Below are 23,641 nucleotides of genomic sequence, written 5' to 3'. Positions count from 1 at the left end.
CTTCTGTAACGCAAACCTACGCAACCGTAGGTTGTGTATCGTTTGGTCAAGGGGCACTTCTCCAGCGAGGGCGGATCATGGGCAATCCTGAAGTTTCACTCGACAATTACGAGGCTGTGTACGAGTACTACCGCAGTCATCAGCAGAACCGATTTGTGGCGAAGCTCGCTTATGCCGCATTGGCGCTGAAGTACCGCCCGCGAGTGAGGTACGCGCCGGGTGCGGAAGCGGCGCTGAAGACTCTGCTGGAACGAAAGACGCAGTTGGTCGTGGCAGTCAATCATCTGACCGAGAGCGACCAGTTCACGCTCGCGGCGACCGCGTGGCGTACTCCGTTGCGTCGAGTGATCGGACGGACCCGGGTCCTCGCCAAAGACGAACTCTTCGTTGATCCTTCACAGCGCAAGAAGGTCGACATGATGGGCAGCATCCCGGTTTTTCGCAGCAAGAACTACGGCCTCCGGGCTGTTTCGGATGCCGGCCGAGTGATGATGGACGTCGCGGCCGAGCGGCTGGGCAACGGGGACTGTCTGGCGATTTTCCCGGAAGGGACGTGCAACACCGAAGACCCGACGCGGCTGCAGCACGTCAACAGCGGAATCGGCCACATCGTCGCGCGCGCCGAGAAGTTGGGCTGCTCACCGGCCCTGGTGTCGATCGGCATCAATTACGGTCCGGTGGCCGGCGACGTCAAGGCTGCGAGTGTCTTTGTCGGAATGCCGGTGACCGAACTTCCGGACAAGCCGATGGATATCGCCCGAACTGTGCAGGCCGACTTGCAGGTGGCAGTGAACGGAGCCGTCGCCGGATACTAGGCGTGCCTGTCAATTTTGGTTGACAGATTTCGGTTGTCAACCTAAATTGACATCATGACCGAAGCAACCTCTCTCGCTGCTGCCGCCGGTAGCCCGGATCCCACCGAGGGATTGCGTGCTGTTCGAGCGCTGCGTCGTCTACTCGAAAAACTCGAGGCCATTCAGGTCGCCAACGCGCGCCGTCACGGATGGTCCTGGCAGGCGATCGCGGAAGCTCTCGAGGTCAGCCGTCAAGCCGTCCACAAGAAATACGCGTCCGCGCAGTCGGAATCGATGCTGCGTTCACTGCGCGAGAAGGGCAGGTAATTGCCATGTTCGAAAGGTTCTCCGCACAGGCTCGTGGCGTCGTTGTCGATGCTGTCGCCGGATCCGGTCCGGTCACGCCGATGGAACTTCTGACCGCGCTGCTCACCTCTGATCGGGGCATCGCCACCGAGGTGCTCACCGAGTCCGGTGTCTCCCTCGACGTGATCCACCACGCCGGCGCCGGATCGAACGAAGGTAGCTCGAACAATTTCGACGACGACGCCGAGATACTCAAGTCGATCGGCATCGATCTCGATGCGGTTCGGGAGAGTCTCGAGCAGTCCTTCGGCGAAGGTGTGCTGGACGAGACTCCTGTGCCGGACGGCGTCGACACTTCTCGCAAGAGTCGATTTGGGTTCCCTCGTTCACGATTCGAGAAGGACTCCAAGAAGGTGTTGGAACTCTCGCTTCGTGAAGCGCTCGCGCACAAGGACAATCGAATCGGTGCCGAACACATCCTGCTCGGCATCCTGCGTGTCGCCGACGGGCCTACCCGTCAGGCCCTCGAAACGCAGGTCACGATGTCGGTGATCCGTGAGCGCTTGGAAGCGAAGATGAATCGCGCCGCCTAGATTCGGCACGGCTCCGCATGCACGGGGCGGGATGTGCCAGCATTCAGACATGACATTTCTGGCACGTCTCATCATCAACGGCATAGCCATCTGGCTGGCGTCGGCGTGGGTCACCGGCATCACGATCGCCAACCACGACAACGGCACCTGGGGCACGGTTCTCGTGATCGCGGTGATCGCTTTGATCTTCACGGTGGTCAACGCGTTCATCAAGCCGGTAGTGCAGCTTCTCTCGCTACCGCTGCTCATCCTGACTCTCGGATTGTTCACGCTCGTGATCAACGCCCTCATGCTGATGCTGACGGCGTGGATCTCGTCCGGAACGTCCTACGGCTTGACGGTCGACGGCTTCTGGACGGCAGTCTGGGGCGCGCTGATCATCTCGATCGTGAACTTCCTGCTCAGCGCGTTCGTCCCGGACAACCGTTGAGTCCGTCGACTTTCAGGCGAGACTGAGCGCAACTGCGGTCGCGGCACCCCAGACGAGCATGGCGAGTCCGGTGTCGCGCAACGCGGGGATCAGGGCCATACCCTGCCCGCCCGAACGCAGTGGGGCGTTGGCTCGGATTGCCAGTGGCAACGCCAGCAATCCGAGCAATGCCCACGGAGTACGCAGGATCAGCAGCAGGGTCGCGACGAACGGGACGGCCAGCAGGATCACGTGCAGCGTGCGGGTCCTGGCGTCGCCGAGCCGGACTGCGAGAGTGATCTTTCCGGACTCGGTGTCGGTCGGGATGTCTCGAAGATTGTTGGCAACGAGCACCGCGCTCGAGAACGAACCGATGGCAATCGCGCCGGCCAGCCCGGCCAGATCCACCCGCTCGGCCTGTACGAACTGAGTTCCCAGCACTGCAATCAGTCCGAAGAAGATGAACACGGCGATCTCGCCGAACCCGCTGTATCCGTACGGCTTCTTGCCGCCGGTGTAGAACCAGGCACCGATGATGCAGAACACGCCGACCGCAACCAGCCACCAGGCTGTGGTCGCCGCCAGAACGAACCCGGCTACCGCGGCAACGGTGAAGCAGCTGATCGCCGCGGCCTTCACAGCTCCGGGACTGACCAACTTCGATCCGACCAAGCGCAGTGGCCCGACGCGGTCGTCGTCCGTTCCGCGGATTCCGTCGGAGTAGTCGTTCGCGAAATTCACCCCGACGATCAAGGCCAAGGAGACGATCAGTGCCAGGAGCGCCTTCCACCACACTGCGAGGTCCAGGGACGCCGCGGCTCCGGTGCCGACCAGCACGGGCGCAATCGCGTTCGGGAGTGTGCGCGGCCTCGCGCCTTCGATCCATTGAGCAGCTGTTGCCATACAACGATCTTTGCACTGTGCAATACGATCGAACGCGGTGGATCAGCACATGACTCGAGACGTGAGTGAGCGCGCCAGGTACGCGCAGTCGGGCGAAGACCCGGCAGACATTGCCTTGCTCGGACCCATTTCGACCAAAGTGGGCGATCGTCTGGTTCCGTTGCCGGGTCCGCGAGCTCGAACTCTGCTGGTTGCGCTGGCTCGCAATCCGGGTGAGCCCCGTACCGCGCAGAGCCTGATCGACGACGTCTGGGGGCTGGAGCCGCCGCGCTCACCGATGAACGCCCTCCACACTCAGGTCTCGCGCCTGCGATCTGCACTTCCGGACGGGGCGCTCGAAGTCACGGCGGCCGGATACCGGCTCACTCTCGCTCGGGAGCGTGTCGACCTGGCGCGGGCAGCGGACGCCGCCCGTCGTCTGCGCGCCGGCGGCGCCGACGCGTCCGAGGCACTCGCCGTCACGACCGCGGCGCTGCGCCTGTGGCGCGGTACCCCCGGGAGCGACGTGGTCGGCGACGTCGCAGATCGTCTGGCGCTCGACGCAGGCCGCGTGTACGACGAACTGGAGACGGTGCAGATCGACGCGTTGCTCACGTTGGGGGAGTACGCGGCCGCCATTCCACTGGTGCGCGGACGCCATCTGGCAAGCCCGTTCGACGACACAGCGGCCGAAGCGTTGATGCGTGCGCTCGCCGGAGCCGGCCGAGTCAACGAGGCACTCGAAGTATTCGCGGAGTTCCGCAACCACCTCGCCAATCGCCTGGGCGCTGATCCGTCACCCGCACTGGTGGCTCTGAACGCGGAACTTCTCGGGGCACCTGCGGCAACACCGCGAGCTGCGCGGGCGATCGGTCTACGCGCTGCCCCCAACACCTTGCTCGGTCGCGACAGCGACATCGACCAGATCGAATCCTTGCTGGCTCGCTCACGTGTGGTCACCATTCTCGGACCCGGTGGCGCCGGAAAAACCCGTCTCGCACACGAATTGGGCCTGCGCGGATCCGTGAACCAGCCTGGCGTCGCGGTGGTACTCGTGGAGTTGGCGTCGTTGCGCAGCAGTGAAGATGTCATCGCGGCCATCGGCGGCACCCTCGGAATCAGCGAATCCGATCTGGCGCCAGGCAAATTGACCGTCGGCCGGACGCATTCGGCGCGAGAGCGACTCAAAGAGGCGTTGTCCGCCGGTCCGATGTTGCTCATCCTCGACAATTGCGAGCACGTGATCGGCGCGTGTTCGGAGATCGTGGCCGAGATGATCGCGGCCGGTCGTCAGCTGACGGTACTGACCACCAGTCGTTCGCCGCTCATGATCAGTGCCGAGGCGGTGTACCCGTTGCCGCCGTTGGCGATCGACGACGGAACCGGCTCGGCAGTCGAACTCTTCTCGGCGAGAGCCCGTGCGGTGCGGCCGTCCGTTCATCTGGACGTCGATGCGGTCGTCAAGCTGTGTACGACGCTCGACGGACTCCCGTTGGCGATCGAGCTCGCGGCTGCCCGGGTCCGCACGATGAGCGTCGACGAAATCGGTTCGAGACTGCGAGATCGGTTCGCATTGTTGCGCTCCGATGATCCGACGTCTCCAGATCGGCATCGAACTCTGCACGCAGTGATCGACTGGAGCTGGAATCTGTTGGGCAGCGGTGATCAGATTGCGTTGCGTCGGTTGTGCCGATTCCCGGCAGGTTTCACGCTTTCCTCGGCGCAGGCCGTTGCCGGGTGGGGCGAGTTGACCGATGTGGCCGGCGCCGTCGAAGCGCTGGTCAATCAGTCACTTCTTTCCGTCAGCGACGGTCAGGGTGAGCTTCGGTACTACATGCTCGAGACGGTCCGTGAATACGGCGAGGAGCGACTCGCCGCGTCCGGAGAGGGGCCGGAAGTCATCCGGCGCCTGGATGACTGGGCAATCGCGATCGCCGAGGACGCCGTCGTGCGTGCACGCACGGATCAGCTGCGCCTGATTGCCGACCTCGACGCCGAGCACGACAACCTTCTCGCGGTTCTTCGCTGGGCCGTGGAGCGCGGCGACGCGGTCACCGTAGCCAACGTCTTTCCCGTCCTCGCGATTCTGTGGGCCGTACGAGGATCGAATTCGGAAGTCTCGAACTGGGCGTCGAAGATCGTCGGGGCGACCGCGGACAACGATCTACGCGATGTAAATGCAGAATTGGTGGGCGCGACGTTCATTCTGGTGGCGATGCATCTGTTTTTCGCGGAGACCGATCGAAACCATGCCCGCGCGCGGGTTCGTCTTCGAAAGCTGTTGCGTGAGCGCGATGATCTCGGTCCGTTGTTCGCATTTCTGATCAAGCTGACCACGAGTGGGATCGCCAACCACAGACTTGCGCGTTTGGTTGCGGAAGGCGTTCGCAGTTCCGACCCCGAGACCCGAATGGCTGCGCTGTCCGCGCGTTCGAATATGCGCGAGAACATCGGGGATCTGCGGGGCGCATTGCTGGACGGGGAAGCGTTGTTCGACTACGCGACCAATGCCGGTGACGAGTGGGGCCTTGCGATGGCGGCCCAGCATGTCGGGTCGGTCCACAGCCAATCCGCGCGATATGGCGAGGCCATCGAGTTCTACGCGATTGCGGCGGCGTCGATGGAACGCCTCGGTGCACGTGACGAGGCGATGCAGCTCATCTGCTTTCAAGCCGGAGCAATGATCGCATCCGGTGACACCGCCGGCGGGCGAACACTTCTCGATCGGGCACGCCCGGCCTTGGCGCACTCGGGTGGGACCGGTGCCATCGAAACCGATCAACGGCGCGCGGCGCTCATAGCGAGCATCGCCGAGGCGGATCTCGCCGACGGCCGAATCGACGAAGGGTTGGCCAGGTATCGAGAAGCACTGGAGTTGTTGGGCTCTGCGATCGAGAACATCTTCGGTGATCCCTTCGTCGTTCTGCTCGGTGCTGCGGCCGTGTGTGCTCACGTCGTTCACGGCCGACATGAACTCGTGGCAAATCGTGTTCTGCAGATGAAGGATTCGAGTGCTCTCAAGTTCGATCCCAAGGGTTATGCGGACCTGCCGCTCGCGGGTTCCTTGGCGTCGGCGATCGGGTCGTTCGATCTTGTCACGGGCAACATCGATCGAGGGGTCGAACTGATGGCTCTGTCGTTGAAAATGCCGGGGAGACAGGACTTCGTCTCGCTCCACCATGCGCGCCTCTCCGACTTCGCGGTTGGTGCAGTCGGAGCCGACAGGTGGTCTGTGGAAACCGAGAAGGTGTCGGGCTACTCACGCAGAGCGGTCCGCGAAGCAGTGTTGGCTGCGCTTCGCGGACCGGTGCTGGATTAGAGCTGGACGATGTTGCGGGACTTATGTCTTGCGCATGTACATCCGGACGGTCAGGGGCGCCATGACGGCAACGATCACCGCGGCGCCGACCAACGACCACACGACGTGGATACCGAAGTGACCGTCGTTGGCCAGCTCGCGAACCGCGGTCACCAAGTGTGAGACCGGATTGACGTTCACGAACTTCTGAAGCCAACTCGGCATGGTGGCAGGATCGACGAACGCATTCGACAGGAACGTCAGCGGGAACAGCACGAGCATCGAAACACCCTGCACCGTGGACGCTTTGTTCATCAGCACGCCCATGAGAGCGAAGATCCAGCTGATGGAGAACGCGCACACCATGACCAGGATCGCGGCAGACAGAATGCCGACCACGCCGCCTGCGGCGCGGTATCCCATCGCGAAACCGACGATGAACGTGATGGTCGTTGCGATGCCGTAGCGCACGACGTCGGCGAGCAATGCGCCGGACAGCGGCGCGATACGAGCGATGGGAAGGGACTTGAAGCGGTCGAACACGCCCTTGTCCATGTCCTCACGAAGCTGAGTGCCCGTGACGATGGAACCGGTGATGACGGTCTGGACGAGGATGCCGGGGATGATCGTCGGCAGATATGCCGTCACGTCACCGGCGATCGCGCCGCCGAAGATGTACGTGAACATCAACGTGAAGATGATCGGCTGGATGACGACGTCGAACAGTTGCTCGGGGTTGTGCTTGATCTTGAGAATTCCGCGGTACGCCATCGTGAACGTGTTCGCGAAGCTCTGCTGCAGGCTGATGCGGCGCGGTGCGGCATCCGGCTGGGCTATCGGCGACCGGGGTTTGGTGAGGGTGGTTGTCATGCGACGCTCCGATCGGAGTCGTTGTCGGACTGGGCGTCGTTGCGTCCACCGTCTTCGGGCTGGTGCCCGGTAATGGTCAGGAACACTTCGTCCAGGCTGGGTTTCTGTACGTTGATCTCGTCGACGGCAATTCCTTGCTCACGCAGACGGATCAACAGGTCCGCAGTGATCGACGGGTCGCTCAGTGGTGCGGTGATCCGCCCGACTTCGGGGGTGACACCCACCTCGACGCTCAGCGCAGCCGCGATGAGCGAGCGAGCTTCCTCGGTTCGGTCACGGTCGACCAACTTGAGCTGGAGGGAGGAGATCCCTACCGAAGCCTTGAGTTCGTCGGCGGTGCCGTTGGCGATCACGCGACCGCGGTCGATCACCGCGATGCGATCGGCCAACTGATCGGCCTCGTCGAGGTACTGCGTGGTGAGCAACACCGTAGAGCCCTCGGCGACGAGTCGCCGGATGGTCACCCACATCTGGGCGCGGGTGCGCGGATCCAGGCCGGTGGTGGGTTCGTCGAGGAACAGCAGCGGCGGGCGGGCGATCAGGCTGGCCGCCAGATCCAGGCGCCGACGCATACCGCCGGAGAAGTTCTTCAGCGGTTTGGTTGCGGCCTCGACCAGGTCGAACTCCTCGAGGAGTTCGAGGGACTTGGTGCGCGCATCGCGGCGGCTCAGGCCGAGCAACCGGGAGAAGATCACGAGGTTCTCGGTCGCGGTCAGATCCTCGTCGACGGAGGCGTACTGCCCGGTGACGCCGATCAGGGAGCGGACCGCGGTGGGTTCACGGCTGACGTCGTGACCGAAGATGCGCGCCTCACCGCCGTCGGGGCGAAGGAGGGTGGCGAGCATGCGGACGGTGGTGGTCTTGCCGGCGCCGTTCGGCCCGAGGACGCCGAACACCGAGCCGGTGGGGACGGTGAGGCTGACGCCGTCGACCGCGCGGTGCTCGCCGAACTTCTTGACGAGTCCGTCGGCCTCGATGGCAAGAGGCGAAGCTGTGTGGTTCATGGGATGAAGCTTGGCAGATCGATCTTGCATGGACCTTGCGTGGAACTTGCGGTTGCTTGCACAGCGCGCGAGGTCGGTGCTCCACAACCGGCAAACAATCCCCAGACGGATCTTGCTTGTCGGTGTGCGGGCGCGGCGGCATCACGCTCGCTGCATGGAGATTCTCACGCGGGCACAGGCTCACCGCGACGGCACCAGCGACGCGCAGTTGCAGCGAGCGGTCAGGCGCGGCGAGCTGCACCGAATCGCAGCGGGGATCTACATGCGCGCCGATCACTTCCGCGAACTCGATGCGAGAGCACGCCACCGCTGCGCTGTCATGGTAGCCACCGAAAGCTGTGGACCAGGCGCAATCGTGAGCCACGCTTCGGCAGCGGTCATGCACGGATTGGATTGCGGCGGATTGCGATTGGACACCGTGCATCTGACGCGTAGCCGATGCTCGGGTGGGCGGAAGAGTCAGACCTTGCATCTTCATCCAGCAGTGGTCCCGCCCGAGGAGGTCGCGCTGATCGACGGCGTCGCAACCACGTCGCTTGCGCGAACGTTCGTCGACCTCGCACGTACGACGCCGTTCGAGACCGCCGTGGTGATCGGTGATTGCGCCCTGCGACGTGGGATGAGGCGTGAGGACGTCGACGCTTCGCTCGATCATGCGCGCGGACGGCTGGGGATGAGTCGCGCTCGAGTGGCGGCGACGTTCGTCGAACCAGGTGCCGAGAGTCCGGGGGAGTCCATCAGCCGGGTACGCATGCGCGCCGACGGATGGCCGAAGCCGACCCTGCAGCACGAGATCCGTCACGGTGGCAGGTTCATCGGACGAGTCGACTTCTTCTGGAAAGAGCACGGTGTGGTGGGCGAGTTCGACGGGATGGTCAAGTACCGCGGCGACAATCCGGGTAGGGCGGTAGAGCGCGAGAAACTGCGGGAGGACGCTATCCGGGACGCGGGGTTCGAGGTGTTCCGGTGGGTATGGGCGGATCTTCGCGACTTCGAACGTGTCCGCGAAAGGTTCGAGCGGGCTTGCCTCCGCGGAGCCGCGCGCTGATTGTGCAGCCGCGGCGCTGATCAGGCCTGCGGCTGAACAATCGGGCTGCGGCTGCTAGCTGAACCGAGCCACCAGGGCGGCGCGGTCGAGCTTGCCCGGCCCCCGGAGCGGCAGTGCGTCCACGACGAACAGCTCGCGCGGCGCCGCGGTGACGTCGAGTGTCCGCTGAGCATGTGTGCGTAGTTCGTCGAGCGTCGGAGCTTTGCCCTCGGGTACGACCACGGCCACCACCCGCTGCCCCAGCCGCTGGTCCTCGACGCCGATCACCGCGCACTCGCGAACGGCGGGGTGATCGGCCAACGCGGCCTCGACCACCTGCGGTACGACGGTCAGCCCGCCGGTGGAGATTGCCTCGTCCAACCGGCCGCTGATGCGCAGGACTCCGTCGACCACAGCTCCGGCGTCGTCGGTCCGGAACCAACCGGGCTCGGCGAAAGCGGGGTGGTCGGGAAGCCCCCGGTACCCGGACGCGAGCATCGGTCCGCCCAGCAGCACTCGCCCGTCGTCGATACGAATCTGCGCTCCGGACAACGGGATTCCGTCGTAGACGCAACCGCCGGAGGTTTCACTCATCCCGTAGGTGCGGACGACGGTGATGCCCGCTTCGGTTGCCTGCGCGAGTACCGGCGCGGGAGTCGCAGCGCCGCCGAGCAGAACCGCGTCGAGTGAAGCCAACGCCTCGACCGCGGCGCGATCACCGAGCGCCTTGACCAACTGCGTCGGCACCAAGGAGGTGTAGCGGCGCGGTCCGCTCATCGCGGCCACGGCGCCAGGAAGCGCTGCGGGGTCGAAACCCGCACTGACGTCGACGATCACCGGTTGCGTTCCGGCGAGAACACTGCGCAGCAGAACCTGCATACCGGCGATGTGGTGCGGAGGGAGAACGAGCAACCAGGATCCTGTGCCGCCGAGGCGTTCGTGGGTCGCGTCGCCGCTGGCCCGCAGGGCATCAGCACCGAGCATCGCGCCCTTCGGCGTTCCCGTGGTTCCCGACGTGGCGACTACCAGCGAGACGCCGTCGTCGATGGGCTGATCGGGGTGCAGAGCGTCGCTCAGTCGGGCCGTCTCGCGTGCGTCGGCAGCCGGGACGGGGAGCACGGCGTTGTGCTCGCCGCCCAGGATCTGCGCGACGGCAGGCAATACCTCGAAAGCCGCCTCGCCCTGCGGAACCGCGAGTGTGCGAAGAACGTTCACCGGATGTCCGGCCCGGCAAGGGGCCAACCGCCGTCAGCCAGATGGCTTCGCACGCGGTCGACATCGGTTTCGAGAGGCATCTCGTTGGTGATCTTCGTGATGAGGACCTGGATGTCGGTCTTCTCGATGGGCAGATCGCCGTCCTCGATCAACGCGTCGGCGACGGCGTCGACCTCGGCCTCGGAGAGTCTGCGAGTGAGGAGTGCGAAGAGCGGGATGTAGTCCTGTTCGGGGACGCCATTGGGATAGCCGGCCCGCAACCAGCCGACTATCGACGTGAGGAAGGGCGGAAGAGCCATGACGTCAGCTCACATCTCGAACTTCGTTGTCGGCGTCCACGTCTTCGATAACCGGCCACCCACCTGCGCGCAGTCTTTCGGTGACACGATCGACGTCGTCCTCGGACGGCTCCTCGTTGAGGATCCCCTCGATGATGGCGCGAATCGTGTCGTAGTCGACGTGGCGGTCCGGTACCTCGTGCGCGGACTCGATGGACATCGAAACGACCTGCTCGATCTCCTCGTCGGTCAGACGTCGACGGAGAACCGCGAGCAGGGCGAAATGATCCTTGTCCGGGATGCCCTCGGGGTACCCGGCGCGTAGCCAGTCGAGCACGCTGCGCAATGAATACTTGCTCAAATCCTCGGCCTCATTTTCGTTTCGGTGGTTTCAGTGGTGTGCCGCGACGACCACTCAGAAGACGTGGATTCCGAACGTGCTGGCCAAGAAGTTCTTCATCAACAACAGAATTCCGGCGAAGATCGTGACGAGCACGATCGCAAAACAGAGGTACGCACCCATTTTACCCAGGGTGGTCGGTCCTTCGGTGCCGTCGGGATTCGGCAGGCTCAGCGACTTGAGGCCGAATGCGAAGATCGCCGGCAGTCCCGCTCCGAAGAGCAGTCCTACTGCCACTACCTGCCAGAGCGAATCGAGGGTATCGGTGAGTAGATGCATTCTCTTGCGCCCCTTTCAGGAGTTGCGGGTGGCTTCGGTGGACGGAGTGGGTTCGGCTGCCGGGATCTCGGCAATTGCCGCATCTGAATTCTCGTCCCATTCGGCGGTGACGTTCGCCGCGTCCACGGGTTCCTTACGCGAGCGTATGTACATGAAGATCGCGAAGGCGATGAGCGCGGCGAAGACGACGAGCACGCCGGCGAGTCCGCCGACCAGATGTGCAAGAGCCCAGCAGATAGCTCCGACGACAGCAGCCGACGGCAATGTGATCAGCCAGGCTGCGGCCATCCGGCCGGCGACACCCCAACGGACCTCGGCGCCCTTGCGACCGATACCCGTACCGAGGATCGATCCGGTGGCTACGTGGGTGGTCGAGAGGGGGAGTCCGAGGTGGCTCGACGTGAGGATGATGGCGGCGGACGACGCTTCGGCTGCCAGACCCTGCGGCGCGGCAATCTCGACAAGACCCTTGCCCAGGGTGCGGATGATGCGCCAACCACCGAGGTAGGTGCCGAGGGCGATCGCGACGGCACAGGTGAACTTCACCCAGAACGGCATCTCGGTCTCGGCGGTGATGGTGCCGTGAGCGACCAGGGCCAAAAAGATGACGCCCATAGTCTTCTGGGCGTCATTGGTGCCGTGTGCAAGTGAGATCAGGGAGGCGGTGCCGATCTGGCCGAAACGGAAACCGCGCTCGCGCTCGTCTTCCTTGACGGATGCGGTGATGCGGTACACGAGCTTGGTGCCGACGCCCGCGACCAGAGCAGCGACGACCGGCGCGAGGATTGCGGGGACGACGACCTTGGTCAGCACTCCGCCCCACTCGACTCCGCCCATACCGATGGAGGCGATCGCGGCGCCGATCAATCCGCCGAACAGAGCGTGCGAGGAGCTCGACGGCAATCCGAGCAGCCAGGTCGCCAGGTTCCAGATGATTCCGCCGACAAGACCGGCGAACACGATCAGCAGCAGATCCTGCCCACTGACCGCGCCGAGGTTGACGACACCTTTGGCTACCGTCGCGGCGACCTCGACGGACAGGAACGCACCGACCAGGTTCAGGATCGCGGAAAGTGTGACCGCAACTTTGGGCTTGAGTGCACCGGTCGCGATGGAGGTGGCCATTGCGTTACCCGTGTCGTGAAAACCATTCGTGAAATCGAACGCGAGGGCGGTGACAACTACCACCAGGAGGATTACGAGCTCTGCGGTCACAACGTGAATTGTGCGTATCGAACGCGTAAAAGTACAGCGAACGGGATGCGAACAGGGCCTCCGTGGAGTACGTCCCCGCGCGTGGGCTGCGGCGCTGCCGTTCGCGATGTGTTCAGCGCCACGAAATCCGAACCCTGTGTGGGACCTCACTTTTTGGTCTCACTCACCGGGAAGGCACATTCGGACCGTTTTAAACGCTGATTACCTACGGGCACCGAGCGCACCGGAACAGGGGTTTCACCTCTGTATCTCGGTGTCTGTCAGTGAGAAGGAGAGCTCCGACCGTGAAGCCCAACAAGTCCACGAAGCTGATCGTGGCACTCGCAGCGACCGCCGTTCTGGCATCAGCCTGCGCATCGAATCGTGGTGACGATCCCTACGCCGTCGCTGTCGGCGGATCAGGCGTCAGCGCCGATCTTGCGTCGAGCACATCCGACGCGAAGTTCGGCACCCTCGATTCGCCGTGTGGCGAAGGCGATGCCACCGGCGCAACCGATCAAGGCGTCAGCGACACCGAGATCAAGATCGGGTTCGGTGACGACCGCGGGTACGTGAAGTCTCCCGGGCTGAACAAGGAAATGAGCGATGCGGTGAACGCGCTCATCTCGTGGTGCAACGATCAAGGCGGTATCAACGGCCGCAAGGTCGTCGGTACCGACTACGACGCCGCGATGACGCAGGCCAACTCGGTCATGCAGGAAGCGTGCGCGAGTCAGTTCATGATGGTCGGCTACGGCTTCGCGATGGATCAGACCGCGGAGCAGACGCGTGTCGCGTGCAACCTGGTGTCAGTGCCAGGCTTCACCGTCTCGCCGGACGCCGCGAACGGACCCATGACGTTCCAGGGAGTTCCGTTCCCCGTCGACTACGCGAACGGTTCGCAGTGGTTCCAGATGGCCGAGATGCATCCCGATCTGGTGAACGACTTCGACGTCGTCAACAGCACGATGCCCACGATCATCAGCTCCACCACGAAGATTCGTTCGATCGCCGAGGCAGCGGGCTTCAAGCTCAAGGATTGCGGCGTCACACTCAACTACGAGGGCGAATCGAGCTACGTGCCGTTTGCCGAGAAGTACAAGGAGTGCGGTGCGAAGGGTATCTGGACGTCACGATCGGCAAGCCCGTCGGAGCTGAACTTCGTGAAGGCCCTCGACCAGGTCGGGATCGATCCCATCTTCTTCGGTGAAGCCACCTGGTACGGCGCGACCGTCTCCGATTGGAACAAGGACACCGGACTGCTCGACAACCTCAACGCGGGCATGACCTTCCAGATGCTCGAGAACGCGGACAAGGTGCCCGCAGTGAAGAAGTACGTGGATCTGGTTTCCGAGCAGGGTGGCAAGACTGCGCTTCTCGGTATGCAGGCGGCGTCGTCGTTCCTGCTGTGGGCGGCCGCCGCGGACGAGTGCGGCAGCGATCTGACGCGTCAGTGCATGGTCGACGAACTCTCGAACATTCACGAGTGGGACGGCGGCGGATTGCATGCCGTCACCGATCCCGGCAAGAACATGCCGGCCACCTGCGGACTCATGACCTCGCTGAAGGGCAGTACCTACTCGCAGGCCTTCCCGTCCACCGCGGGCGAATTCAAGTGCGACCCCAAGTACCTCGTCGCGACCGACAAGAGCACCTGGGGAACCGAGCTCGGCGCTGACCGCGTTTCGACGAAGTACCAGAACGCCAACGTCATCAAGCCGCAGTCCTGATTCTTCCGACTCGGGCGGCGAGCGCCAACCGCCGCCCGAGTCCCTAACGAGGGTTCAGCCATGAACACTTTTGTCACTTTCACGATCCTGGGCCTGGTCCTGGGGTCGGTGTACGCGATCGCTGCCTCCGGGCTGGTGCTCACGTACAACACGTCAGGCATCTTCAACTTCGCGCACGGTGCACAGGCAATGCTCGGTGCGTTCATCTACTGGCAGTTGCGCTACGGCTGGGAACTTCCCACGGTTGTCGCCTTGCTGATCTCGTTGGTCCTGGTCGGTCCGCTGATGGGTCTCGGCCTCTACGTCCTGATCATGAAGGGGCTACGCGATACCGCCGAGGTCACCAAAATCGTTGTGACGGTATCGATCCTGCTCGGAATGCTCTCGATCTCGCACTGGTTCTGGCATCCCGAGACCGCCCGAACGATGCAGATGTTCTTCGGTGACCAGTCCAAGATCACGGTGTTCGGCGCGAGCATCCGCTACCACGAGCTGATCTGCATCCTCGTCGCGATCGCGATCGCCGTCGGCCTGCGTATTCTTTTCACGCGCACCCGTGCCGGTGTTGCGATGCGCGGTGTCGTCGACGATCCGGAACTACTGCGCCTCAACGGCCACAATCCGGAGCGTCTCGCGGCACTGTCCTGGGCGATGGGTTCGACGCTCGCAGTCCTGGCCGGCATCCTGATCACCCCGATCAGTGGCGGCACACTCGAGGCGAACATGTTGACGCTCTTGGTGATCGACGCGTTTGCCGCGGCCATGTTCGGTCGGTTGCGCAGCATCCCACGCACGTTCGTCGGCGCCGTGGTTCTCGGGCTTGCCGGTACGTACGTATTGGCGTACTTTCCGACCAGTTGGAGTTGGACGTCGAATTTCCGTGTCTCCCTACCGATGATCGCGCTGTTCGTCGTACTCATCGTCCTACCTCAGGACCGCCTGCGCGGCGCGGTCACTCGTACTCGTGAGCGGTACCACGTTCCGAGCGTGCGCAAGGCCGTCGTCTGGGGCGTAGCACTGATCGTCATCGTGTACCTGATCCGTCTGCTGATGGTGACGTCGGCGGTCACGACACTGACCATCGGAATGACTTTCGCGATCATCGCACTCTCGCTCACACTCCTCACCGGCTACGCGGGTGAATTGAACTTGGCGCCGGTATCTTTCGGCGCTATCGCGACCATCGTGGCCTTCCACTTCGGGATCTCAGGTTCCGGGTTGGCTGCGCACCTCAACCTGTGGGGCATCGTCGTCGGAGTCCTCGTCACCGCAGTGATCGGTGGCCTCGTCGCCCTGCCGGCGCTGCGGCTCAGAGGGCTGTATCTCGCGCTTGCGACCATGGCATTCGGAGTGTTCCTCTCCAACATGGTCCTTCGCGACACCACCGAACACGAGATGTTCGGCATGAAGTATTCGCTGTTCAAAGACGGCAACATCGCCCTCCCGCCGCTGAAGATCGGCCCGCTCGATCTGAGCAACGAAACGGTGTTCCTGATGACCGTGACCGCGCTGTTCTCGGTACTCGGCGTCGGCGTCATCGCGTTGCGTAACAGCGGCTACGGGCGCCGTCTCGCTGCGATGAAGGACAGCCCGGCCGGTTCGGCCATGCTCGGCCAGAGCCTGGTTCGGCTCAAGCTGAGCGTCTTCATGATCTCTTCAGGGATCGCCGGTCTCGGCGGCATTCTGATGTCGAGCGCGATGGGTTCCGTCTCGGGCGAGAGCTTTGCCATCATGGTCAGCCTCTCGCTGCTCATGCTGACCGTCGTCGCGGGCATCGGATACGTCACCGGCGCGCTGTTCGGTGGACTCATGGCCGGAATCGGCTTTGCCGTCATCATGGTCTCGTTCACCAATCTGGCTTCGGCGCAACCGGAGTTGGAGGGAATGTGGCTGCTGCTGGGCAACATCGCGGCCGTCAGCCCGGCCCTGATCGGCATCGGTGTCGGCGCGAACCCCAGTGGCACCGTGCACAGCGTGATCGACGGCTACCGTCGGCTCACCGATGCCAGGCCGGTTCTGATCGGCGGCGCCGCAGTCGTTCTGCTGACCTACGTCCTTGCTCTGACCGGCGTACTCGGCAACTGGTGGTTCGCATCCATCACGATCGCGGTGGTGTTCATGCTGCCCGTGATCGGCGAGATGGTCATGCCCCGTGCGGTTCTCACTCCGGAAGAATTGGCAGCCAAGGCGACAGTCGTTCCCGAAGACGTCGGGATCGACGTCCCGTACAGCCCCGAGATCCGTGACGAGATCGACCGCGAACTGGGGATTCCTCAGTACCAGGGCGGCTCGCCGAAGGAGTTGACCGCCCATGTCTGATGCACCTCTTCTCGAAACACGCGGTGTGAGCGTTCGTTTCGGTGGGCACGTCGCGGTCAAGGACGTTTCGCTCACCGTGCAACCCGGAACCGTGACGGGACTGATCGGACCGAATGGTGCGGGCAAGACGACGCTCTTCAACACCATCACCGGGCTGCAGAAACCCACGTCCGGTCAGGTGTTCCTCGGCGGCGTCGACGTGACGAAGCTGCCGCCGCACAAGCGGGCAGGTCGCGGGCTTGCGCGTACCTTCCAGCGGCTCGAACTGTTCGTCTCGCTGTCGGTGCGTGACAACCTGCGTGTCGCGGGAGACATCCACAAGGCGAACGGCCGCAACAAGATCGACGTGGACAGCGAGACGGATCGTCTGCTGGAGCTGACCGGGCTGACGGATGTCGCGGACAAGGACGTCGCGGACATCCCCACCGGACGCGCCCGCGTCGTCGAAGTTGCACGGGCGCTCATGACCGACCCGCGAGTGCTGCTGCTCGACGAACCGGCCTCGGGCCAGACCGAGCAGGAAACCGAGGTCTTTGCCGAGATGCTCACCGAGCTGGCGGCGGGTGGACTCGGAATCTGTCTGGTGGAGCACGACATTCCGCTGGTGATGAAGGTGTGCTCGACCATTCACGTGCTCGACTACGGCGCAGTCCTCGCATCGGGTGATCCGGAGAAGATCCGGACGGATCCGGAAGTGATCGCGGCCTACATCGGGACCGAGGAGGAGGCGGTATGACTTCAGCGAAAATTGGCGAGGCGAAAATCGACGAGGGCATACGCAGCCCCGACCGCGCCGAACCGTTGCTCGAACTGTCCGGTGTCCGTGCCGGTTACGGATCCATCGAGGTTCTGCACGGGGTGGATCTGGTACTCGAACCGGGCGCAGTGGTGGCGCTGCTCGGACCCAACGGTGGTGGCAAGACGTCGACGCTCAAGATCTGCTCAGGCGTCCTGCCGGTCACCCGCGGCGAGTTCCGGCTCGCGGGCCAGGTCGTGAACGGCGTCGAGCCTTCGGAGTTGGCGAGGCTGGGCGTCTGCTCCATCCCCGAGGGACGCGGGATCTTCGCAAACCTGACCGTGCGCGAAAATCTGTGGATCGCCACGGGAACGGGCGTCGGGTTGGCCGAACTCGAAGAGGTTGCGTACAGCAGGTTCCCGATCCTGGGGGAGCGGCGCGGGCAGTTGGCCGGATCGATGTCCGGCGGCGAGCAGCAGATGCTGGCGCTGTCACGGGCGCTCGGCACTCACCCGACGGTGCTCCTGCTCGACGAGCTGTCGATGGGTCTCGCACCGCGAATCGTCTCGCAGATGTACGACGTCGTCGGCTCGCTTGCAGCCGAAGGCATTTCCATTCTCGTCGCCGAGCAGTTCGCACGAGCGGTGCTGCCCATCGCGACCTCGGCCGCACTGATGTTGCAGGGACGCGTCGTGAAGACCGGCGATCCCCTCGACATCGAAAACGAACTTTCTACCAGTTATCTAGGAGGATGACGATGACTACTCTCGCCGAAGATCGCCGTGAGGAATTCAAGAAGAACATCGCAGAGTTGAAGCTGGACAAGAAGCAGGCAGGCGGCGACGCTGCGACGCGCATCGCCGGCCTGGTGCTCATGGTCGTCGGTGTGGTCGGCGCCTTCGTCGTCTACATCTCTTCGCTGACGCTCTCGGACCTGCGGGATCTGGTGTCGTACCAGATCCTCACCGTGGTTTTCCTCGCCCTGACAGTGGTCGGTGCCGCACTCTTCCTGGCCGCATCGGTGGCAAAGGTGCTGCGGCTGTGGTTGGTTCGCCAACTGCTCGAGGGTCAGGCCCAGACAGATCAGATCTCTCAGGCGCTGAGCACGCGCAACTGATCTCTGCGAAGAACCGACAGATGCCCGCCACGAAAGTCGTGGCGGGCATCTGTCACTGCTCGGCTACAGTGGTGTCTCGACTACGCGGACGGTGGCCGGGAATCGCGTCGGATGGGATGGTCCTCCGGGATCTGCACCATCACGATCGGTGTCCCGTCCGGGTCGGCGATCCACATCTCGTGCAGACCCCACGGTTCTTGCCTGGCCTCGCGGGCGATCTTGACTCCGGCGAGAACCAGTTCGGTCTGAGCGGCAGTGAGGTCACGGACCTGCAGCCAGATCGCGCCGCGAAAGCCACCTTCGCCGGTGCCGCCGTGCGCAGCGACTTCGATCAGCCCTTGGCCGGCGAAGAAGACTGTGCCGCCGGGATATTCACGAGCGATCGCCAGACCGAGGGTGTCTCGGTAGAAGCTCAGCGTTCGTTCGTACTCGCTCGGGCGCAATATCGTACGGCTACTCAGAATCTCCACGTCCGACCTCCCTCTCGCACCTACTGTCTCAGAAGTACCAGGGATATGGTGACCAATCGGGATCACGCTTTTCGAGGAACGAGTCGCGACCCTCGACGGCCTCGTCGGTCATGTACGCCAAACGTGTTGCCTCACCGGCGAACAGCTGCTGGCCGACCAACCCGTCGTCCTGCAGGTTGAACGCGTACTTGAGCATCCGCTGTGCCTGCGGCGACTTGCCGTTGATCTTGCCTGCCCAGTCGATCGCGACGTTTTCGAGTTCCGCGTGGTCGACAACCTTGTTGACCGCGCCCATCTGATGCATTTCCTCGGCGGTGTACGTCTCACCCAGGAAGAAGATCTCGCGAGCGAACTTCTGGCCCACCATCTTTGCCAGATAGGCGCTGCCGTAGCCGCCGTCGAAGCTTCCGACGTCGGCGTCGGTCTGCTTGAACCGTGCGTGCTCGCGGCTGGCGAGCGTCAGGTCGCACACCACATGCAGGCTGTGACCGCCGCCCGCAGCCCAACCGTTGACCAGGCAGATCACGACTTTCGGCATGAAGCGGATCAGGCGCTGGACCTCGAGGATGTGAAGGCGTCCGGCGCGTGCTTTGTCGACGGTGTCCGCCGTTTCACCTTCGGCGTACTGGTAGCCGCTGCGGCCACGGATGCGCTGGTCTCCGCCCGAGCAGAACGCCCAGCCGCCGTCCTTCTCGCTCGGTCCGTTGCCGGTGAGCAGGACCGCTCCCACGTCGGAGGTCATACGGGCGTGATCGAGCGCGCGGTACAACTCGTCGACGGTGTGCGGGCGGAACGCATTACGTACTTCCGGTCGGTCGAAGGCGACGCGAACGGTGCCTTGACTGACGTGCCGGTGGTACGTGATGTCGGTGAGGTTCTCGAATCCGGGAACAGGGCGCCAGAGCTGCGGGTTGAAGGTCACCTCAGTCACGATAGAGGCACGCCTCGCGTGTCTAACGGATGCCTGAGGTAGAACACGTTCCCGGGCGCGCTAACGTGCAGGTCATGAGCGAACAAACCGCAGACGGCACGGAGATCGTCACAGACGGTGAGAAGCGGGGCGGATTTCCACGGTTCCGGCACACTCCCGCAGGTCCGGACTTCGGCCGCTTCGTCGAAGCGATGCGCAGGTTGCAGGACCTTGCCGTCTCGACCAATGTTCCCGACGACGTACTCGCAGACATCGCTACGCAGGCCGAGGAGCTTGCCGATCGGTTGACTCCGTACGAGGTGCCGGAGGGCAAGTCGCCCGCGGGCTCGAACATCCAACTGCCCGGACGCGGCAGCCTCCTCATGCTCCCGTGGATGGTCGAGAAGTTCGACACCGAAGGAGTCCGCAGTACCGGCGTCTTCCGCCGCTACCACCTGGGCGGCAACGGTGCCGCTCACGGCGGTGTCCTGCCCTTGCTGTTCGACGACGTCTTCGGGATGACGGTCCACGCGGGTGGCCGTCCGATTTCCCGGACCGGTTACCTCCACATCAACTACCGTGCGATCACTCCGCTCAACACGCAACTGGTGATCGAAGGGAAGGTGGATCGGGTCGAGGGTCGCAAGACCTTTGTCAGCGCACGCCTGACCGACCTCGACGGCAAGCTCCTCGCCGACGGTGAGGCGCTCATGATCGAACTGCTTCCAGGACAGCCCTGACATGTTCCCCTCGTTCGACGATCTGATCTCGGACGCCGTGGTGCTCGCGCTGCCGATGCGAGTTCGCTTTCGCGGCATCACGACTCGTGAGGCTCTGCTCGTTCGTGGCCCGGCCGGGTGGGGAGAATTCGCACCCTTCGTCGAGTACGACGACGACGAGGCGTCGCAGTGGCTGCTCGCCGGGATCGAGGCGGCGTGGCTGGGTCCGCCGCCTGCGCTTCGTCACGCCGTTCCCGTCAACGCCACCGTGCCGGCGATCGACGCCTCTACCGTTCCGCAATTGTTGGAGCGCTTCCCCGGGGCCCGGACCGCCAAGGTCAAGGTCGCCGAGAAGGGGCAGTCGTTGGCGCAGGACGTCGCCCGGGTGAACGAGGTGCGTCGGCACATCCCGAACGTGCGCGTCGACGCCAACGGCGGGTGGAGTGTGGACGAGGCGATCACGGCTTTGCGAGCGATCACCGAAGACGGTGAACTCGAATATGCGGAGCAGCCGTGTGCAAGCGTCGAGGAACTGGTCAGCGTCCGCGCCGCGGGGACCGGTGTGCGGATCGCTGCAGACGAGAGCATTCGCCGTGCCGAGGACCCGTTGCGCGTCGTACGAGCCGGGGGAGCGGACGTAGCCGTCGTGAAGGTGCCCCCGCTGGGCGGAATGCGTGCTGTGGTGGCGCTGTCGGCGCAGCTGGCGGACTACGGGGTGCCGGTGGTGGTATCGAGTGCGCTGGACACGGCTGTGGGGATGTCCGCGGGACTGGCGGCCGCGGCAGCCTTGCCCAGGCTTCCGTTTGCCTGCGGCCTCGGCACGGGCGGCCTGTTCGTCCGGGATATCGCGGTCACCGGAGCAGCCGTCGACGGCGCTTTGTCCGTTGGTGCCGTCGAGCCTGATCCGGTTCTGCTCGAGACGCTGGCCGCGCCCGCGGACCGGCGCGACTGGTGGTTGGAGAGGGCCAGGCGCTGCCATCGGATACTCGGCAGTAGAGACCTGCCGAATTTCGTATAGTCTCGGGCGCGACCTGATGAACATCAGTGAAGAATGAAGGGATCGAAAGTGGTTGCAGCTCTGAACGAAACCCTGCTCGAGGAATCACGGGTTCCCGCGGTCGTCGCGGACGTGCAGACCTTGATCGACGCAGAGGTTTCGGATAAGTCGGGGGCCTCAGGGCTGGCTCTCAAGGGTGGCTACGGCGCGGTCAAGAAGGTGAGCCCGTCCATCGTGCCGGACGCCGTCACCGCGCTTCTGCCGGCTTTCGTGGCAAAGCTCGAGCCGTACTGGCAGGAATTCTCGGCTTCCGGTGAAGGCAGCTTCGCCGATTTCATCAGCGCCCGCGGTGACGCGGTTGCCGATTCCCTCCTCGAGGTGACGGACGAGCGTATCGAAGGTAGCGACAAGGCCGTCGTCAAGTCGATGTACTCGAAGCTGCGCGGTTCGGCCAAGAAGCATGTGACTGCAGCTCTGCCGCGTCTGGGCGATGTGATCCAGAAGCACGCTGCATAAGCGAACGTAAGACAACGAGCGGCCCGGGAGTTTCTCCCGGGCCGCTCGTTTTTTGCATTCGTTTGTCAGTGAGCCGAATGTCCGTGGCGCCAGAAGCCGGTGAAGGTGATGTCCGTCTTGGCGAACTTTCGGTCGTTCACGAGATGCCGACGCAGCCCGGTGGTGAGTGCCTGTTCGCCGGCGACAAACGTGTAGGACGGCCCCTCGGGCAGTTCGGCGGCGCGGACGGTCTCGAGGGTCAGAACACCCGGCGTTGCGTGTTCGTCCTCGCGAACGAGCCAATGCACGTTGACGTTCGCCAACTCCGGAATGTCTTGCTTGTCTTCGATGTTCGGAATCTCGACGAAGACCTCGGCACGCAGGTCTGCCGGCGCGGTTTCCAGAATGCCGATGATCGCCGGAAGTGCGCTCTCGTCGCCGACGAGCAGTTGCCACTTGGCCTCGGGTGTGGGGTTGTAGATGCAGCCTTCGTCGAGGAGGGCGACATTGTCGCCGGTCGACGCGGTGTCCGCCCACGCGGATGCCGGGCCGATGTCGCCGTGATAGGCGAAGTCGATGTCGATCTCCGTGGTCTCACCGAAGAGACCGGATCCGGCAGCACGGTAGGCGCGAATCGTGTAGTTGCGCACGACCGGTCGCGTGTCCTTGGACATCAACAGGTACTGCGCGTACCAGAGATTGCTTGCCGCGCTCGGCAACCGGAGTTCGCTCTGGCCGACCTGCGGGATGAACATGCGGAACCACTGATCGGCACCCATCGGTGCGATGGTGGACAGCTCTTCGCCGGCAATGGTCACTCGGATGAAGCTCGGGCTGATTCGTTTGTTCGCCACGACCTGCGCCGACACGATGCTGCGTGAGGCCGGTTTCACGAACTTGGCGCGCTTGGCCATGACTGGTTGCTCCCTGATTAGCTGTTACTCGTACCTAATCAGGTAACCCTAACCTGATTTACGGCCGGTGTGGAGTGGTGGGTCTGTCCTTTTCGACGACTTCGGGAGGAAGACCCCACTGCGCTCGGCCAAGTCGGCTCATCGGTGCGATTGCCGCGAAGTCCGGTAACCCGTCGTCGGCGACAGCCTCGGGACGTACTGCGACCGCGACCACATTTCCCATCACGACAAATGAATTACCGACCTCGATGACCTGGTGAAGCGTGCATTCGATGGCGATCGGGGAGTCGGCGACCCGGACGGGGCGAACCCGCTCGCTCGGTTCGCTACGGATGTTCAACTCGAGAAATTCGTCGGCCTCGGCGTCGTAGAAGGCCGAACTCTTGTTCACCACGTCTGCGAGCGTGGCGGTCGCCAGGTTGATCACGAATTCGCCGGTCGCTTCGATGTTGCGCAGACTGTCCTTGCGTCCGACCGACGTGAACTGCACGATCGGCGGCGCCGAACTTGCCACGGTGAAAAAGCTGTACGGAGCCAGATTGCCGACGCCGTCCGCCGACAGGGTGGACACCCAGGCAATCGGCCGGGGGACCACCGAAGCGGTGAGTAACTGATAGAACCGGCGGGGTTCGAGCTCGGCTGGATCGAAGAGTGTGCGCACCCACACATAATGCCGCTGTCCCCG

The 23,641-nt window shown here is 63.7% G+C and carries 26 protein-coding genes; 14 read left to right on the top strand and 12 right to left on the bottom strand.

What is annotated here, in order from left to right; translation table 11 throughout:
• Positions 1-77: 77 nt before the first annotated feature.
• The 4 genes from QM596_RS22790 to QM596_RS22775 are packed head-to-tail and all read left to right on the top strand — an operon-like array spanning position 78 to position 2,123.
• Positions 78-815: a lysophospholipid acyltransferase family protein gene (locus QM596_RS22790; protein ID WP_003941959.1), complete on the top strand. Its 738-nt coding sequence runs from the start codon at positions 78-80 to the stop codon at positions 813-815.
• A gap of 54 nt (positions 816-869) precedes the next feature.
• Positions 870-1,121 (top strand): helix-turn-helix domain-containing protein, encoded by a 252-nt coding sequence (locus QM596_RS22785; RefSeq protein WP_003941869.1) that lies wholly within the window; start codon positions 870-872, stop codon positions 1,119-1,121.
• A gap of 5 nt (positions 1,122-1,126) precedes the next feature.
• A complete protein-coding gene (locus tag QM596_RS22780) occupies positions 1,127-1,693 on the top strand; it encodes a Clp protease N-terminal domain-containing protein (RefSeq protein WP_020906798.1) in 567 nt (188 codons plus the stop codon).
• Positions 1,694-1,742: 49 nt separating this feature from the next.
• On the top strand, positions 1,743-2,123 hold the full coding sequence (locus tag QM596_RS22775; protein WP_003941998.1) for a phage holin family protein: 381 nt from the start codon (positions 1,743-1,745) through the stop codon (positions 2,121-2,123).
• A 12-nt stretch (positions 2,124-2,135) separates the two neighbouring features.
• Here QM596_RS22775 and QM596_RS22770 read toward each other — a convergent pair whose 3' ends face one another.
• Entirely contained in the window at positions 2,136-3,005 is an 870-nt protein-coding gene (locus QM596_RS22770; protein WP_007728497.1) for a 1,4-dihydroxy-2-naphthoate polyprenyltransferase, read from the bottom strand.
• A gap of 49 nt (positions 3,006-3,054) precedes the next feature.
• On the opposite strand from QM596_RS22770, the gene QM596_RS22765 reads away from it, so the two are divergent.
• Positions 3,055-6,303, top strand: coding sequence for an AfsR/SARP family transcriptional regulator (locus QM596_RS22765; RefSeq protein ID WP_283309984.1), 3,249 nt, complete (start codon positions 3,055-3,057; stop codon positions 6,301-6,303).
• A gap of 21 nt (positions 6,304-6,324) precedes the next feature.
• Here QM596_RS22765 and QM596_RS22760 read toward each other — a convergent pair whose 3' ends face one another.
• Positions 6,325-7,152: an ABC transporter permease gene (locus tag QM596_RS22760; RefSeq protein ID WP_283309983.1), complete on the bottom strand. Its 828-nt coding sequence runs from the start codon at positions 7,150-7,152 to the stop codon at positions 6,325-6,327.
• Complete coding sequence (locus tag QM596_RS22755; protein WP_003941960.1) at positions 7,149-8,156, bottom strand: daunorubicin resistance protein DrrA family ABC transporter ATP-binding protein; 1,008 nt, start codon at positions 8,154-8,156, stop codon at positions 7,149-7,151. Before QM596_RS22755 ends, QM596_RS22760 begins: the two co-directional genes overlap by 4 nt.
• Positions 8,157-8,310: 154 nt before the next feature.
• Here QM596_RS22755 and QM596_RS22750 point away from each other — a divergent pair, with 154 nt between their 5' ends.
• Entirely contained in the window at positions 8,311-9,204 is an 894-nt protein-coding gene (locus QM596_RS22750) for an MDR/zinc-dependent alcohol dehydrogenase-like family protein (protein WP_283309981.1), read from the top strand.
• A gap of 54 nt (positions 9,205-9,258) precedes the next feature.
• Here QM596_RS22750 and menE read toward each other — a convergent pair whose 3' ends face one another.
• From menE to QM596_RS22725, 5 genes are read right to left on the bottom strand one after another with little or no spacing between them, the layout of a single operon-like run.
• Complete coding sequence (gene menE, locus QM596_RS22745; protein WP_279219649.1) at positions 9,259-10,398, bottom strand: o-succinylbenzoate--CoA ligase; 1,140 nt, start codon at positions 10,396-10,398, stop codon at positions 9,259-9,261.
• A complete protein-coding gene (locus tag QM596_RS22740; protein ID WP_019744336.1) occupies positions 10,395-10,697 on the bottom strand; it encodes a DUF3349 domain-containing protein in 303 nt (100 codons plus the stop codon). The genes menE and QM596_RS22740 overlap by 4 nt, the downstream gene beginning before the upstream one ends.
• Before the next feature lie 4 nt (positions 10,698-10,701).
• Positions 10,702-11,037 (bottom strand): DUF3349 domain-containing protein, encoded by a 336-nt coding sequence (locus QM596_RS22735; protein ID WP_019744335.1) that lies wholly within the window; start codon positions 11,035-11,037, stop codon positions 10,702-10,704.
• A gap of 54 nt (positions 11,038-11,091) precedes the next feature.
• Positions 11,092-11,355, bottom strand: a complete 264-nt coding sequence (locus tag QM596_RS22730; protein WP_019744334.1) for a membrane protein — start codon at positions 11,353-11,355, stop codon at positions 11,092-11,094.
• A 15-nt stretch (positions 11,356-11,370) separates the two neighbouring features.
• Positions 11,371-12,570, bottom strand: coding sequence for an inorganic phosphate transporter (locus QM596_RS22725; RefSeq protein ID WP_019744333.1), 1,200 nt, complete (start codon positions 12,568-12,570; stop codon positions 11,371-11,373).
• A gap of 284 nt (positions 12,571-12,854) precedes the next feature.
• On the opposite strand from QM596_RS22725, the gene QM596_RS22720 reads away from it, so the two are divergent.
• The 5 genes from QM596_RS22720 to QM596_RS22700 are packed head-to-tail and all read left to right on the top strand — an operon-like array spanning position 12,855 to position 18,451.
• A complete protein-coding gene (locus QM596_RS22720; RefSeq protein WP_020968953.1) occupies positions 12,855-14,279 on the top strand; it encodes an ABC transporter substrate-binding protein in 1,425 nt (474 codons plus the stop codon).
• A gap of 60 nt (positions 14,280-14,339) precedes the next feature.
• Positions 14,340-16,598, top strand: a complete 2,259-nt coding sequence (locus QM596_RS22715) for an ABC transporter permease (RefSeq protein ID WP_153212713.1) — start codon at positions 14,340-14,342, stop codon at positions 16,596-16,598.
• Positions 16,591-17,334, top strand: a complete 744-nt coding sequence (locus QM596_RS22710) for an ABC transporter ATP-binding protein (protein ID WP_020968954.1) — start codon at positions 16,591-16,593, stop codon at positions 17,332-17,334. Before QM596_RS22715 ends, QM596_RS22710 begins: the two co-directional genes overlap by 8 nt.
• On the top strand, positions 17,331-18,089 hold the full coding sequence (locus QM596_RS22705) for an ABC transporter ATP-binding protein (protein WP_019744330.1): 759 nt from the start codon (positions 17,331-17,333) through the stop codon (positions 18,087-18,089). Before QM596_RS22710 ends, QM596_RS22705 begins: the two co-directional genes overlap by 4 nt.
• 2 nt (positions 18,090-18,091) lie before the next feature.
• The gene (locus QM596_RS22700; RefSeq protein WP_003942018.1) at positions 18,092-18,451 is read left to right on the top strand and encodes a hypothetical protein; all 360 of its coding nucleotides are present in this window, start codon (positions 18,092-18,094) and stop codon (positions 18,449-18,451) included.
• A gap of 80 nt (positions 18,452-18,531) precedes the next feature.
• Here the strand turns inward: QM596_RS22700 and QM596_RS22695 are convergent, their stop codons facing one another.
• Positions 18,532-18,921 (bottom strand): VOC family protein, encoded by a 390-nt coding sequence (locus QM596_RS22695; RefSeq protein WP_019744328.1) that lies wholly within the window; start codon positions 18,919-18,921, stop codon positions 18,532-18,534.
• Between the two features lie 28 nt (positions 18,922-18,949).
• Positions 18,950-19,843, bottom strand: a complete 894-nt coding sequence (locus QM596_RS22690; protein WP_024487301.1) for a 1,4-dihydroxy-2-naphthoyl-CoA synthase — start codon at positions 19,841-19,843, stop codon at positions 18,950-18,952.
• Positions 19,844-19,926: 83 nt separating this feature from the next.
• Here QM596_RS22690 and QM596_RS22685 point away from each other — a divergent pair, with 83 nt between their 5' ends.
• Genes QM596_RS22685 through QM596_RS22675 form a run of 3 tightly spaced genes read left to right on the top strand, consistent with a single transcriptional unit; the run spans position 19,927 to position 22,063 of the window.
• Complete coding sequence (locus tag QM596_RS22685; protein ID WP_024487302.1) at positions 19,927-20,571, top strand: PaaI family thioesterase; 645 nt, start codon at positions 19,927-19,929, stop codon at positions 20,569-20,571.
• A 1-nt stretch (position 20,572) separates the two neighbouring features.
• The gene (locus tag QM596_RS22680; RefSeq protein WP_060939061.1) at positions 20,573-21,568 is read left to right on the top strand and encodes an o-succinylbenzoate synthase; all 996 of its coding nucleotides are present in this window, start codon (positions 20,573-20,575) and stop codon (positions 21,566-21,568) included.
• 48 nt (positions 21,569-21,616) lie between these two features.
• Positions 21,617-22,063 carry a DUF6918 family protein gene (locus QM596_RS22675; protein ID WP_003941973.1) on the top strand — a complete coding sequence of 149 codons (447 nt, stop codon included), beginning with the start codon at positions 21,617-21,619 and terminating at the stop codon, positions 22,061-22,063.
• 65 nt (positions 22,064-22,128) lie between these two features.
• On the opposite strand, the gene QM596_RS22670 is transcribed toward QM596_RS22675, so the two are convergent.
• Together QM596_RS22670 and QM596_RS22665 are read right to left on the bottom strand one after the other, a co-directional pair.
• Positions 22,129-22,956 carry a siderophore-interacting protein gene (locus QM596_RS22670; protein ID WP_020968957.1) on the bottom strand — a complete coding sequence of 276 codons (828 nt, stop codon included), beginning with the start codon at positions 22,954-22,956 and terminating at the stop codon, positions 22,129-22,131.
• A 58-nt stretch (positions 22,957-23,014) separates the two neighbouring features.
• Complete coding sequence (locus QM596_RS22665; RefSeq protein WP_021343457.1) at positions 23,015-23,617, bottom strand: flavin reductase family protein; 603 nt, start codon at positions 23,615-23,617, stop codon at positions 23,015-23,017.
• Positions 23,618-23,641 lie beyond the last annotated feature (24 nt).

Origin of the sequence: Rhodococcus sp. IEGM 1406 (assembly GCF_030056745.1) — a bacterium.
Lineage (GTDB): Bacteria > Actinomycetota > Actinomycetes > Mycobacteriales > Mycobacteriaceae > Rhodococcus_F > Rhodococcus_F erythropolis.
This window is presented reverse-complemented; position numbering and strand designations above follow the sequence as displayed.